The 14,291-nt window shown below is 32.5% G+C and carries 15 protein-coding genes; 11 read left to right on the top strand and 4 right to left on the bottom strand.

The genetic code is table 11. The features are described 5' to 3' along the window. Positions 1-13 precede the first annotated feature (13 nt). The 3 genes from EQM05_RS12180 to EQM05_RS12170 all read left to right on the top strand — a co-directional run bounded on the left by EQM05_RS12180 (position 14) and on the right by EQM05_RS12170 (position 2,645). Positions 14-907 (top strand): BadF/BadG/BcrA/BcrD ATPase family protein, encoded by an 894-nt coding sequence (locus EQM05_RS12180; protein ID WP_128750285.1) that lies wholly within the window; start codon positions 14-16, stop codon positions 905-907. A gap of 52 nt (positions 908-959) precedes the next feature. Beyond that, on the top strand, positions 960-2,054 hold the full coding sequence (locus tag EQM05_RS12175) for a MupG family TIM beta-alpha barrel fold protein (protein WP_128750284.1): 1,095 nt from the start codon (positions 960-962) through the stop codon (positions 2,052-2,054). A 102-nt stretch (positions 2,055-2,156) separates the two neighbouring features. After that, positions 2,157-2,645, top strand: a complete 489-nt coding sequence (locus tag EQM05_RS12170) for a prolyl-tRNA synthetase associated domain-containing protein (RefSeq protein WP_128750283.1) — start codon at positions 2,157-2,159, stop codon at positions 2,643-2,645. Positions 2,646-2,797: 152 nt separating this feature from the next. Here the strand turns inward: EQM05_RS12170 and EQM05_RS12165 are convergent, their stop codons facing one another. Further along, positions 2,798-3,271: a GNAT family N-acetyltransferase gene (locus tag EQM05_RS12165; protein ID WP_128750282.1), complete on the bottom strand. Its 474-nt coding sequence runs from the start codon at positions 3,269-3,271 to the stop codon at positions 2,798-2,800. Positions 3,272-3,507: 236 nt separating this feature from the next. On the opposite strand from EQM05_RS12165, the gene EQM05_RS15860 reads away from it, so the two are divergent. Beyond that, complete coding sequence (locus tag EQM05_RS15860) at positions 3,508-3,669, top strand: hypothetical protein (protein ID WP_164917143.1); 162 nt, start codon at positions 3,508-3,510, stop codon at positions 3,667-3,669. Between the two features lie 418 nt (positions 3,670-4,087). Here EQM05_RS15860 and pepF read toward each other — a convergent pair whose 3' ends face one another. Further along, positions 4,088-5,899: an oligoendopeptidase F gene (gene pepF / locus EQM05_RS12160; protein WP_128750281.1), complete on the bottom strand. Its 1,812-nt coding sequence runs from the start codon at positions 5,897-5,899 to the stop codon at positions 4,088-4,090. Between the two features lie 382 nt (positions 5,900-6,281). Beyond that, positions 6,282-6,755, bottom strand: a complete 474-nt coding sequence (locus EQM05_RS12155; RefSeq protein WP_128750280.1) for a hypothetical protein — start codon at positions 6,753-6,755, stop codon at positions 6,282-6,284. Between the two features lie 288 nt (positions 6,756-7,043). On the opposite strand from EQM05_RS12155, the gene EQM05_RS12150 reads away from it, so the two are divergent. The 3 genes from EQM05_RS12150 to EQM05_RS12140 are packed head-to-tail and all read left to right on the top strand — an operon-like array spanning position 7,044 to position 8,514. Further along, complete coding sequence (locus EQM05_RS12150) at positions 7,044-7,721, top strand: YeeE/YedE thiosulfate transporter family protein (RefSeq protein WP_128751115.1); 678 nt, start codon at positions 7,044-7,046, stop codon at positions 7,719-7,721. A 22-nt stretch (positions 7,722-7,743) separates the two neighbouring features. Continuing rightward, entirely contained in the window at positions 7,744-7,968 is a 225-nt protein-coding gene (locus tag EQM05_RS12145) for a sulfurtransferase TusA family protein (protein WP_128750279.1), read from the top strand. Positions 7,969-7,986: 18 nt separating this feature from the next. Then, positions 7,987-8,514, top strand: coding sequence for a YeeE/YedE thiosulfate transporter family protein (locus tag EQM05_RS12140; RefSeq protein WP_128750278.1), 528 nt, complete (start codon positions 7,987-7,989; stop codon positions 8,512-8,514). 22 nt (positions 8,515-8,536) lie between these two features. Here the strand turns inward: EQM05_RS12140 and EQM05_RS12135 are convergent, their stop codons facing one another. Then, on the bottom strand, positions 8,537-9,427 hold the full coding sequence (locus tag EQM05_RS12135) for a LysR family transcriptional regulator (protein WP_128750277.1): 891 nt from the start codon (positions 9,425-9,427) through the stop codon (positions 8,537-8,539). Positions 9,428-9,630: 203 nt separating this feature from the next. On the opposite strand from EQM05_RS12135, the gene EQM05_RS12130 reads away from it, so the two are divergent. The 4 genes from EQM05_RS12130 to EQM05_RS12115 all read left to right on the top strand — a co-directional run bounded on the left by EQM05_RS12130 (position 9,631) and on the right by EQM05_RS12115 (position 14,230). Then, positions 9,631-10,416 carry an ABC transporter permease subunit gene (locus tag EQM05_RS12130; RefSeq protein ID WP_128750276.1) on the top strand — a complete coding sequence of 262 codons (786 nt, stop codon included), beginning with the start codon at positions 9,631-9,633 and terminating at the stop codon, positions 10,414-10,416. Between the two features lie 22 nt (positions 10,417-10,438). Next, a complete protein-coding gene (locus tag EQM05_RS12125) occupies positions 10,439-11,479 on the top strand; it encodes an aliphatic sulfonate ABC transporter substrate-binding protein (RefSeq protein ID WP_128750275.1) in 1,041 nt (346 codons plus the stop codon). Positions 11,480-11,497: 18 nt separating this feature from the next. Beyond that, on the top strand, positions 11,498-12,298 hold the full coding sequence (locus tag EQM05_RS12120) for an ABC transporter ATP-binding protein (RefSeq protein WP_128750274.1): 801 nt from the start codon (positions 11,498-11,500) through the stop codon (positions 12,296-12,298). A gap of 231 nt (positions 12,299-12,529) precedes the next feature. Then, positions 12,530-14,230: an FAD-dependent oxidoreductase gene (locus EQM05_RS12115; protein ID WP_128750273.1), complete on the top strand. Its 1,701-nt coding sequence runs from the start codon at positions 12,530-12,532 to the stop codon at positions 14,228-14,230. Positions 14,231-14,291 lie beyond the last annotated feature (61 nt).

Below are 14,291 nucleotides of genomic sequence, written 5' to 3'. Positions count from 1 at the left end.
TGAGGTGAATACTGTGGAGTATATAATATGTGTTGATGGCGGCGGAACTAAGACTGAATCGGCAGCATATGATCATGATGGAAAAGAATTAAGCAGGGCATACACTGGCTATGGAAATATGACTTTAAATAAGGAAATAGCTGTTTCTAATATTTTAGATTCCATAGAAAAATGCAAACTAGTAAAAAATAATGAAAAACTTACTAAGATTTATCTTGGAATTGCAGGTATAGAAGCAGGTGAAAATAGAAAAATTCTCAAAGAAGCAGTAGAAAAGAAATTTAAAATAACTCCTTATATTTACAATGATGCTGAAATAGCTATGTATGCACTACTTAAAGGAAATGATGGAATTCTTACCATAGCAGGGACAGGTTCTATAAGTTTCGGAATAAGTAATGGTATAAAGAAAAGATCAGGTGGATGGGGACATATTTTAGGTGATGAAGGCAGCGGCTATTACATAGCATTAAGAGCATTTAAGAACATGGTTTATGAGGAAGAAGAAGGTTTAGAAAATAGTGTACTCACAAATGAGATATTGAAGAAATTGAAACTGAAAGATATAGAAAGTATAAAAGGTTTCATTTATTCTTCAACCAAGGATGAAATTGCTTCTATTGCTAAAGTAGTTGCAAAGGCAGCAGAACATGGAGAAGAAAATGCTATAGAGATACTTAAAGATGCAGGTACAGAAATAGGAAAAATAACTGAAAGGGTATGGAAAAAGCTAGGTAAACCTAAAAAAGTAAATATAGCTTTAAAAGGAAGTGTAATTACAAAAATACCATGTATAAGAAAGTCCTTTGATTTCTATATTGCAAATGCAATTAGTGATGCTGAAATTATAGATGATGATATTTCTTCAACAAAAGGGGGATATTATATAGCGCTTAAAAACTGGTGAAAAAGGAAAGGTTATACGTAAAACATTACAACGGTAGAAGGAGAAAGTTAAAATGAGAAATTTAGGGATTTCAGTTTATCCGGGACATGCTTCTTTAGATGAAAATTTAAGATATATTGAACTTGCAGGTAAGTATGGATTTACCAGGATATTTACCTGCCTTTTGTCTGTAAAGGGGGATAAAGAAAAGATTGTAAGTGATTTTAAGAATACAATTAAATTTGCAGATAGCAAGGGCATGAAGGTTATAGCTGATGTAAATCCAGGAGTTTTTAAGGAGCTAGGCATTAGTTATAATGATCTTTCTTTTTTCAAAGATTTAGGTTCAGCTGGAATAAGGCTGGATATAGGCTTTACAGGCAATGAAGAAGCTATGATGACATATAATCCACAAGGATTATTTATAGAACTTAACATGAGCAGTGGTACAAAATATATAGATAACATAATGAGTTATAAACCCAACCTAAATAAGCTTATAGGATGCCATAACTTTTATCCGCACAGATATACTGGATTAAAATATGATCATTTTATAAAATGCACTAAACAGTTTAAAGATTTAGGTATAAGAACTGCAGCCTTTGTATCTTCAAAAGATGCCACTTTTGGACCTTGGGCAGTAAGTGAAGGATTATGCACACTGGAAATGCATAGAGATATGAATATAGTTCTGCAGGTAAAGCATATGTTTGCTACAGGTCTTATAGATGATGTTATTATAGCCAATGCCTTTGCTTCAGATAAAGAGCTTAAGGCAGTTAGTGAAATTAACAGAGATAAAATTGCTTTGAATGTTGAACTTGCAGATTCCATTCCTGATACAGAAAGAAAAATTGTATTGGAGGAGATGCATTTCAACAGAGGTGATGTTTCTGAATATATGATAAGATCTACTCAAAGCAGGGTAAAGTATAAAGGACATAAATTTTTACCATTTAATACTCAACCCATAAAAAGGGGAGATATACTTATGGATAATTCATTATATGAACACTATGCAGGAGAATTACAAATAGCTCTAAAGGATATGGAGAATTCAGGAAGAACAAATGTTATAGGTAATGTTATTCCAGAGGAACAATTTTTATTAGACTATATAGAACCCTGGCAAAAGTTTGAATTCACATTGGCAAACATTTGTTAGGTACCTGTTACCTTGAGGAAATTGAAAACAAAGTTGACTTTAAGCAATGAAATTATATAATAAGCATAAGTATTATAATATCTTGCAAAGGAAGTAAAAATCATGGAACAATGTGAAATTGTATATGAAGCTTTGAAAAAAATGGGTATTACTTATGACCTTGTTGAACACCCGCCAGCATTAACAACAGAAGAAGCAGACAGTTATATTGCAGGTAAAGAGGGTGTCCGTACAAAGACTCTTTTTTTATGCAATAGAAAAAAGACTGCATATTATTTAGTCATCATGGATGATAAAAAGCGATTGGATATGAAAAAACTTGGCGAAATTATCAATGAAAAGAGTATGAGCCTTGCCTCACCTGAAAAGTTAATGGAAAAAATGTCATTGGCTCCTGGTGTTGTATCATTATTTGGATTGCTTAATAACACAGAACATGACATAAAGGTATGTCTTGATAAAGAAATGCTTTTAGAAAAATATATGAGTTTTCATGCTAATGACAACACTAAAACTATTTTTATTTCTACAGAGGATATGTACAAATTTATAACAACATTAGGTTATGAATATTCTATTATTGACCTGTAGGATATCTACTACATTATAGGTAAGAGGTAAGAGGTAAGAACTAAGAGGTAAGAACTAAGAGGTAAGAAAAAATTCAGCTTTGCTGAAATTTTTCTTAGGCTCCCAGCTCTGCCCCAGCTCTTTGGGAAAAAGTTATTAGTTAAATATGTTTTCTAATCATCGTTCATGTGGCTTTTCTTTAATTCCATTATAACAAAATCATAAACTCCACCGTTCGTATTAACTTTTATCTTTTTTACTGCTGCAAATCCTGCGCGTTCATACACAATAATTGCACGTTTGTTAAAATCCGCAACATCTAAAATAACAGATTCAAATTCATAATTACGGGATACGAACTCAAGTATAGTTTTTACGAATTCAAGCCCACTTCCTTTATTAGTAAGTTCTGGTTTTAGCCCCAATCCGATTTCTATGTCATTGTTATCTTGTTCTACACAAAAGAAACCAATTAAATTTTCGTCTTCAATAACTGAAAAATATATATCACCTCTAAGTGCAGGCGATATTATTTCTTCATAATCTTCCACATCCTCTGTCATGTCGTAAAATGAATATTCACCTTCATATTTCCAATTATTAGCTATATCCTCGGCTTCTGCCTGGTTCATTTTTCTAATTATCATCACGTTTTTCCTCCTTTAAGGTACCTGTTACCCTGAAAAAGTTGGAAACGGAGTTAACAATTTTTGTTTCATTACCATTTCCAATATATACCCCTATATATATCTTCATAATTATGGTACAATATCCAAGTATAATTGTTATCCGTAGTGTGGATGGCTGCGGAGGTTTTGAACATTTTATCCTCCTTGGACTATTGGTGATTTATATCATCATAGCTAAGGGGGTGGTATTGGATATGTTTGATACTTTTATAAAGTGTATATCAATTGTTTATGTAATTAATTTAGTTTTAAAACATAATCTTTTCATAAATCACTTGAAAATTAAGATTAAGTTCCTTGGTCTTGATATAGAAGTTAGAAGCAAAGAAAAAAGTGCTCCATCCATGAAAGATTAGCACTTTTTCTTACTAGTATATTTAGTTAAAATCCAATAGCCCTAAAACAAAATAAATGTTCTAAGGATGCTTAGTGATATCAACACTAAGCATTTCTTATTTATATTATATCAAAATTTTTATAAAAATAAACATTTATTTTTATAATTTATTTAATATATGATAAAACAATAAGAATTTTGCCATGCAAAACTCTTACAGTTGAGAGTTATAAGTGGAAAGTTCACAGTTATGGATGATTTTTCTCCGTTACACTACGTAAAATCTTTAATTTATACATATTAGCAATGTTTTGCTTCAGCAAAACGAGCCTAAATAATAAATTAGTTTTATGACGCAAGGAAGAAAACTCACCTTAACTATTCACTCTAAACTCTTAACTGCTAAATTCTACCTCTTACTTCTTACTTCTTAGTTCTTAGTTAACATTTATTTCCTCAGTCAACCTAACAATTTCATCAATTATTCCGCCAATATAATCTATGGTGTCAAGCAGCGGTTTTTCTGTAGTGATGTCTACACCAGCCATTTTGGCAAGCTCTACTGGGGTTTTGGTTGAACCTGCTTTAAGTACAGCTCTCCAGTCATCTACAGCTGGCTGTCCTTCTTTTAAGATTCTTTTGCTTACTTCTGTGCCTATGGTAAGTCCTGCACTGTAAGTATAGGAGTAAAGTCCCATGTAATAATGAGGCTGCCTCATCCAGGTAAGCTCTGCTCCATCAATTATCTTTACATCATCTCCCCAGAACTTTGTAAGTACGTCTTTCTTTATTTTATTAAGAGTCGAAGCCTGCACACTTCCACCCTGGTCAATTATTTTATATACTTCTCTTTGATAAGCTGCCTCTAAAAGGTGAGTTACAAAATTATGATAATAAGTATGGCTTATCATTGAAGATAAAACCCATCTTCTGAATCTTTTATCCTTATTAGTCTTTAAAAGATAATTAGCCATGAGAAGCTCATTCATTGTAGATGGTGCTTCTACAAAATATGTAGAGACATCTACATCAAATACATTTTGACTTTCATTACATAATCTAAAGTGTCCTGCATGTCCAAGTTCATGGGCTAATGTAAACACTTCTGCCATTTTTTCGCTCCATGACAATAAAATGAAGGAATGACTTCCATAAGGGCTTGAGCAGAAGCCTCCTGTGCATTTTCCTTTATTTTGTGCAAAGTCAATCCATCTGTTATTGTAAGCTTCTTTAACCATGCTCAGGTAATCATCACCTAAAACAGATAATGCACCTTCAATGTATTTTTTAGAATCCTCTATAGTTACGTTAGGATCATAATCAGGGTCAACTGCTATTTTTAAATCTGCAAAAGTCATTTCATCTAACTTATGTATTTTCTTAAGCAGTCTTGCGTATTTTCTCATGTGTGGAGCCAATTTTTCAGTAATTAAATCTATCTGTCTGTTATATAAATCTCTATCTACCTTTTGAGGAAATAACAAATAATCAGTAACGGAATCAAATCCTCTAAGCGTTGCCATTGCCTTTTCTGTCTTCACCTGAGTCTGATAAGCTGCAGCTGTAGTGTACTGATACTGCCTTAATTTATCAGAGAATGCTTTAAATGCAGCTCTGCGGACCTTTGTATTATTTTCATATTCATATTCATTTTCAAAAAGTGCATAACCAAGAGGATATTCTACTCCATCTACTGTAAAATTCTCGAAATTCATATCAGCAAGCTTAGCCTGGTTATAAATATTGTAAGGTGCATCAAAAACTCCTGATAAAGCAGCAAGTGATTTCTCTACTTTAGGATGAAGTGCATGTACCTTATCTCTTTTTATATCCTTTAAATAATTGCTGTTTTCCTTTGATTCACTTATTGCAGTGTCAACTGCTTTTTCATCTGCCTGCATAATTTCGCTTTTTACAAAGCTTAGTCTGCTTTCAATATCAGATGATATATTCTCGTATCTGGAAGCTCTGTCCTGATTTTCATCATTGGTATAATCCACTTCAACTGAAAGACCTGCATAAGACTCTGTAAGGTTCATTAATTCATATACTTTTCTCATTTTATCAAGGCATGCATTAATATTACCTGATGTGACAAGCTTACCTTTATAATCTCTTTCTATGTCCAATGAAAGCTGCTGAAGCTCCTTTACAGCTGAATTATACTGCTGTTCATCAGCATAAATAGCAGATAAGTCCCAGGTAAGTGATTGATCCACATCTTTTCTTTCTTTTAAAACCTTTCCCATGATAAAACCCCCCTTTATATTAAGACTTGGTATTATTTACATTTTATACTTTACTTTTGATTAAGTCTATATTTTCAGCCATGAATTTCTAATAATAGTCATCCAATCTACATATTCCAGCTGATCGTTAATAATATCATTATACTTTTTATGTAGTATGCCTTTTTAAAAGTATATAGCTAATTTTTGATTAATGAAGGTGTAAAAAAATGTTTTTTATAGGGAATTATATATGCACGAATTACAAAGGAAACTTCGCAAAAGAAAGCTTTAGAAAAGATATTATGTAATTAAAATAAAAAAACGCATTAACAATTGGAAATTTATTAGATATGTCTGTTAACCTTGGTGCAGATTGTGCACTTGGCTTTTTAACTGAAATTTATTTAACTGATGCCTTCACAAGGGAATCTAAATTCTCCTTTAATCCTACGCCCGTATAAAAGTTATCTTTGGCTTTAATGAATGCTGTGTTTTGCCACTTTTCACTTAATGGGAAAACCACTTCTGTAAATTGAACTTTCTTATTATCAATAACAACTGTTTGCACATTTTTATAAACAAATTCAACTGCATATCCTTTAAATTCTTTAATATCGTTGTCTGATATTTCTCCTTTCATTGCAGAAAGTTCTTCTGGAATTCTGATATTAACTAAGACATTTATTCTGTCAAAAATGGCTTTATCATGATCACTACCATTCCTTGTTAGTTGTTTTTGTTTACCACTTACATACATATTAATTTTATCTGGTTGATTTAAATTAATACTTGATATATTTTTGTTTTTGCAGCCTGAAAAGGCAAGTGTACCGACAAATAGAATTATTACTAAAACTAAGCTCTTTATTTTCATAAATAACTATCTCCTAATATTATTTTGTTATATATTTAAAACTTTCAATTTTAAGTATATAAATAATTGTAATTAGTTTATAATATCTTTATTATATATGTTATATCTTTGAATATTATACCACTAAGTTGAATAATTGTATATTAGTTGAAGCTAAAAGCTTAATTTATCACCCAGGGTAAATTACAGAGTACAATGAAAATGCACTTGTTCAATATGAAAAGTGCGATTATAATGAAATTGAGCGATGAAATGCTATGTACATAAAATAGAAGGATGATAATTATGATATCTAACGAAATGGAGGCACTTATACAGCAGCGTCAGCAAAAAGATGAGAAGAAAAAAAGGAGCCAGATACCTTATGCAGCTGCGGCACTTATAGCTGCTGCAATACTATGTTTATTTCTTTGGAAAAGTAATCATATTTATGCGGTATATTGGGTTATAGGTATTGCAATTGGAATTGCTTTAAGATATTCCAGATTTTGTTTTGCAGGAGCTTTTAGAGATCCTTTTCTTTTAGGAAATACCAGGTTATTAAGGGGATTATTGATTGCTTTGATGATAAGCACTGTTGGATTTGCTGTAATCCAGCATGGATATCTTAAGAATAATACTATAGATTATACCCGTATTCCAGGGTGTGTAACTTCAGTGGGCATTCATACAATGATTGGAGCTTTTATATTTGGAGTTGGTATGACTATTGCAGGAGGATGCGCATCAGGAGTGTTAATGAGAATGGGAGAGGGACATGCCTTGCCATTGTTTGCCCTTTTAGGTTTTTTAATTGGAACTACACTTGGCGCTAAAAATTACCCATTCTGGTATGACAAAATCATTAAAAAAGCAAGCACAATTTATTTTCCAGAGTATCTGGATTTAAAAGTTGTGGTTATAATACAGCTGATTATATTGATGTGTTTATATAAACTGGCAGTTTGGTATGAAGAAAAACGTTAAAACAAAATATGGAGGAATTTTTATGGAAGTGAGAGATCTTGATTGTTTATATGAAGCTTGTCCTATTCCTATGATTAAAGCTATTAAGGAATTAAGAACAATGAATTCAGAAGATATTTTGGTTTTACATTCAGATCAAAGTTGTGTGGGAGTTATTGTTAAAGAATGGGGCGAGGAAAACGATTATGAAGTAAAAGTAACTGAAATGGAAAATGGGGAATGGCAGATTTTTATTCAAAAGCCATAATAAATAGGGGGTGGATGTATGAAGTCTATAACTGAATATTTAAGAAAGCCTTGGCCTTACTGGGTTGGAGGAGTACTGCTTGGAATACTTAATGTAATACTCCTGGCTGTAACAGGCACAGCATGGCAGATAACCAGCAGTTTTTTATTATGGGCAGGGGGAATCCTGGAGAAGTTTGGCTTACAGCCATTTAAATGGGATTATTTTAATTACATTATGCCTGAGTATAAAAGCATAATTGCAAATCATAATGTATTTATTAATCAATTCAGCATTTTAAATATAGGTGTCATTGTAGGGGCTTTAATAGCAACACTACTGGCATCAGAATTTAAATTTAAAAAAATAAAGGGTACAAAACATGCTGTGTTTGCACTTATAGGCGGAATCATGATGGGGTATGGATCAAGACTTACCAATGGCTGTACTGTCGGAAGTTTTTTTGATGGGATTCCATCCTTCTCACTGCATGCATGGGTTTTCTGGATTTTTGTTGTTTTAGGGGCCATGGCAGGAACTAAGATTTTAATGAAATTTTTGCTGTAGGAGGAGCGTGTCCTCCACATTTTTAGCAAAACCCTCTTTTACTGGAAATGATAAAGTCTACAAATTTCTGTTCATAATTAGTAAACTTATAGTTTTTTCTATAGGCAATATAATAATTAAATCTGACTTTAAAATCATTTACCTGAAGTTTTTGAAGAGTACCTTCTTTTAGTTCTTTTCTAACAATTAGTCTGGGTAAAAATGAAAATCCTTTGCCGGCAGAAATAGAAGATTTAATTGCTTCCGGTGAATTTAAATCATATATAATATTTAAATTTTGTGAATTAAGTCCTTTTTTTTCTAAAGCTTTTTTAAGAAGTGATCTTGTACTGGAACCTTTTTCACGTAAGATTAAAGGAAGTTTCCTTAGTTCATCTAAAGAAATTACTTTTTTATTACTAGAAGTATTTCCAACTAAAATCAGTTCATCTGAAATTATTTTCAAGGTAGATATATCATTATCTTCCGGGGCACCTTGAATAATTCCAATATTAATACTATGATCACGTAATTTTTCAATGACATCAGAAGAAGTTGTAACCTGCATATTAATGGCTACTTCGCTGTAAAGCTTTTTGTAATTATAAATACTGCAAGGAAGTGCATATTCTCCTACACTTTTGCAGGACCCGATAATTAATTTTGGGTTGTCCTGTTGTAGGCTTTTGAGATCTCTTTTTATATTTTGTTTAATTGACAAAATAGTATCTGCGTAGTTAAATACAACTTTACCTTCTTCTGTTAGCTCAACACCCTTATTGCTTCGTATTAAAAGGCTGGCTCCAAATTCCTGCTCAAGATTTTTAAGCTGCATACTAAGCCCTGGCTGGGTAAGATGAAGAGTGGCTGCTGCTTTTGATATACTATTGCAGTTTACTGTTACATAAAATGATTGGAGATATTCAAAATTCACATTTTCACATCCTTTCAGTAAAAGAATATTTAATTTTATTGTATCACTACAGAGGGTAAAAGTGAATATAAACGGCGTTTTCAGTATTTATATAAAATCTGAAGTACCCATAGATATAAGAATTTTTTATAGTGCATAATATTTACTTATTGTGAAAACCCCTGACATTGTACTATAATTAACATAAAATTTATTAAGGAAGAATGGCTATGATAAAGAAAAAAACCACATGTGAAAAAATGTTAACAATTGGAACAATACTTATTATTTTAGTATTATGGTTTGTATCAACAGCCTTAGGCTGGGTGGATTTTAAATTAGTACCATCTCCACAGTCAGTATGGGCTGCTTTTATTGATATTATGAAAAATGGATACAAAAATTACACATTGCTTCAGCATTTGGGAGCAAGTATGGAAAGGCTTGGTATTGCCTTTTTTTGGGCTGTTGTAACTGCAATTCCATTAGGACTAGCCAGTGGTTATAATTCCAAGATAAGAGCAGTTTTTGAGCCCATTATAGATTTTTACAGGCCGTTGCCTCCACTTGCTTATTACACACTTTTAGTTCTATGGCTTGGAATTGAAAATGGATCCAAGATTGCACTTTTATTTTTAGCAAGCTTTGCTCCAATTTATATTTCCTGCGTTTCAGCAGTTATGAAGATAAAGGAAGATTATATAAATAGTGCTTACACAATAGGTGCCAGTAAAATGCAGATATTTTTTCATGTAATATTTCCAGCATGTCTACCTGATATATTTATAGGGCTGAGAACGGCTCTGGGGGTTGCCTATACTACATTGGTATCAGCTGAAATGGTTGCAGCCAATTCAGGCATAGGGTGGATGGTATTAGATGCAAGCCGATATTTAAGAAGTGACATTATATTTTTAGGAATTATCATAATGGGCATAACTGGTATATTATTAGATAGAGGTATATTGTTTATTGAACACAAAGTTGTTCCATGGGAAGGCAAAGAGTAAAATATGTTTAGGGGTGAAGGTCATGAAACTAAAAAAAATAATAGCAGATGTTTTAATAATAACTATGGCAGGAGTATTACTTTCAGGCTGTGGAAGCTCAAAGAGCAAATCAGGTAATAGTACAAGCTCCTCAAATATGCCTAAGGTAGTGAATATAGGTACTCAGCAAATGCCAAATGATGAGAGGATTGCTATAGCAAAAGGTTTTTTTGAAAAAGAAATGGGAGTTAAGGTTAATATTATTGAATTTCAGGCAGGGGATATAAGAAATGCCCTTGTTTCAAAAAATATTGATTTTGCATTACTTGGTTCAGCTTCTGCAGCTCAGGGCATTGCAAGCGGCATTGATGTAGAAACCATTTGGATACATGAAGTTCTTGGTGATGCAGAGCAGCTGGTAGTTAAAAAGAATTCCAACATTAATTCTGTAAAGGATCTTAAGGGAAAAAAGATAGCTACTCCATTTACAACTACAACACATTATAGTTTATTAAAGGCTTTAGAGTTAAATGGTGTTCATGAAAAAGACGTAAAACTCCTTGATATGCAAATGCCTGATATATATGCAGCATGGCAAAGAGGTGATATTGATGCAGCTTATGCCTGGGAGCCTACGCTTTCTAACCTTTCAAAGGATGGCAGAACTATAATTTCCAGCAAGGATATGGCTGCAAAGGGCGTTACTACATCAAATGTAGAAGTTGTTAGAAGAGAATTTGCTGAAAAATATCCAGACATTGTAACAAAGTATATTAAAGCTTTGAATAAAGCTGTAAAACTTTATAATGATAATCAGGCTGAGGCAGTTAAAACACTTGCAGATTCTTTAAAAATATCACAGGAAGAAGCACTAAAGGAAACAAAAGGCTCTACATGGCTTACAGCTGAGCAGCAATTGGGTCCAGCTTATTTTGGAACAAGTGCAAAAAAGGGTAATTTAGTAAATTCATTAAAGGATACTGCTGATTTCCTGTATAAACAAAAAAGTGTTATAAATGAACCCAAATTGTCAACCTTTGAAAAGGCTGTAAATCCATCTTATATAGAAAAAGCTTTAAAATAATTGTAATGGAGAATTGTAATGAACGAGGTAATAAAGAATGAAAAAGATTATGTTGTAACATTAAATGATGTGAATTTAACATATTCCGGTGAAAAAGGTGAAGTTGATGCCCTAAAGCACATAAATTTAAATATAACTGAAGGAGAGTTTATATGTGTACTTGGCCCATCAGGCTGTGGTAAAAGCACATTGCTTAAAATTATTGCAGGCTTTTTAAAACCCACAGAAGGTGAAGCTAAAATGGACAATGAAATTATAAATGGGCCTGACTGGCACAGAGGTGTTGTTTTCCAAAGTCCAACATTATATCCATGGTTAAATGTTAAGGATAATGTTGCTTTCGGCCCTAAAATGAGGAAGTTCCCTAAAGATGATATTAAAAAATTAACTGATAAATATATAGATCTTGTTGGCTTGCAGGGTTTTGAAAAGCAAAAACCATACGAGCTTTCAGGGGGCATGAAGCAAAGAGTTTCTCTGGCAAGGGTTTTAATAAATAACCCCAGAATGATTTTAATGGATGAACCTTTTGGAGCTCTGGATGCTTTAACAAGACAAAACATGCAGAGTTTAATAAGAAATATCTGGAAGAATACAAAAAATACAGTTTTACTTATTACTCATGATGTTGATGAAGCATTAGGCCTGGCTACAAGGATTATTGTAATGTCAAGCAGGCCTGGCAGAATACTTAAGGAATTTAATTCAGAATTCACATATCATATTTCAGATATAAATCAAAAAAATGAAAGATATACTCCTGAATATATGGGTATGAGAGAAGAAATATTAAAAATTATTAACTGCCAAAATGAATAATGGAAGTTTTTTGTGAATATAATTAATTATAAAAGAGTGTATATATCTAATTCACTCTTTTTATTTTTGCTTATGAGTGTTGTTATATAACAAATTGGATATAAGTATTTGTTATAGTGCATAAAATAAGGTTATTATGAAAACCTTTGAAATTGTACTATAATTAACATAGTGCTTGAGATAAAATTAACAAACAACACAAATATTAATATAAAAATGGGGGGTCATAAAATGAGCAAAAAATATTTAATTGTAGGCGGTGTTGCAGGTGGTGCATCCACAGCAGCAAGACTTCGACGATTAGGTGAAGAAGATGAAATAATAATGTTTGAAAAGGATCCATATGTATCATTTTCAAACTGCTGTCTTCCATATCACTTAAGCGGCACAGTAAAAGATGCTGGCAGTCTGGTACTTATGAGCCCTGATAAGTTTAAGGCACAATATAATATAGATGCCAGAGTTCATAATGAAGTTACAGCTATTAACAGAGAGAAAAAACAAGTAACAGTTAAAAATGTTATTACTGGAGAAGAGTACACTGAAAACTATGACAAATTAATATTATCTCCAGGCGCAAAAGCAATAGTTCCAAAAATTAAAGGAATTGAGAATGTAAAAGTATTTACAGTTAGAAATGTTGTGGATATAGACAAGTTAAACAGATATGTAAAAGAAAATAAAATAAAAAATGTATCAGTAATAGGAGGAGGCTTTATAGGAGTTGAAGTTGCTGAAAATTTAAGAGAAGCAGGAAATAATGTATCCCTGGTTGAAGCTCTGCCTCATATTATGAAACCATTTGATTATGATATGGCTCAGATCCTTCATAAAGAAATGTATGATCACGGTGTGAATTTAATTGTAGGAGATAAAGTAGAGTCATTTGAAAAAGACACTGTTGTTTTAGGATCAGGTAAAAAGATAGAAGCAGAAGCAGTAGTTATGGCTATTGGTGTTCGTCCAGATACTGAACTTGCAGTTAAAGCAGGCCTTGAAATAGGAGAAACGGGAGCTATAAAGGTTGACCAGAACTACATGACCAGCGATAAAGATATATATGCAGTTGGAGATGCCATTGAAGTATATAATGCATTATCAGGAAAGAAGACAAAAATATCATTAGCAGGACCTGCTCAAAAACAAGCAAGACAGGCTGCAGACCATATTCATGGAAAAGTTGTAAGAAATACAGGCTTTATAGGATCATCAGTAGTAAAATGCTTTGATTACAATGCAGCTTCAGTAGGATTAAACGAAGAAATGATAGAAGCACTTAAGTTAGATATCAACTATGAAGTAGCTAAAGTAATTCCAGGTGATAAGGTTGGCTTAATGCCAGGATGTGAACCACTTCATTTTAAGCTGCTATTTGAAATACCAACAGGAAAAGTATTAGGTGCTCAGGCAATCGGCAAAGGAAATGTAGACAAGAGAATGGATGTAATTGCAACAGCTATTAAATTTGGAGCAACTGTGGATGACTTAAGAGACTTAGAATTATGCTATGCACCACCATTTGGAACTGCTAAGGATGTAGTTAATTTTGCAGGATATGTTGGTACTAATCTGTTAAATGGCTCCTTTAAACAGGTACGTGAAAAAGATGTAAGAGGTTTAGTTGAAAGCGGAGCATTCATAGTAGACGTAAGAGAAAAAAATGAGTATGACTTAAGCCATATAATTGGAGCCAAAAACATTCCACTTAGCCAGTTAAGACAAAGAACAAATGAAATACCTAAAGATCAGCCGGTATATCTGCACTGCAGAAGTGCGCAGAGAAGCTATAATGCAGTTATGGCACTTCAGCAATTAGGATTCCAGAATGTTTACAATATTTCAGGAGGATTTATGGGAATATCTTTCTATGAATATTTCGACGATGTAACAACTGGAAGAAAAAAGATAGTTACAGATTATAATTTCTTATAATATAAAAATTAAAATATAGAAAGTAAATATCTAATGCCGCAGCAGTTTCAAGAATCCGTAT

It is taken from the genome of Clostridium sp. JN-9 (genome assembly GCF_004103695.1).
Classification (GTDB): Bacteria; Bacillota; Clostridia; order Clostridiales; family Clostridiaceae; genus JN-9.
This window is presented reverse-complemented; position numbering and strand designations above follow the sequence as displayed.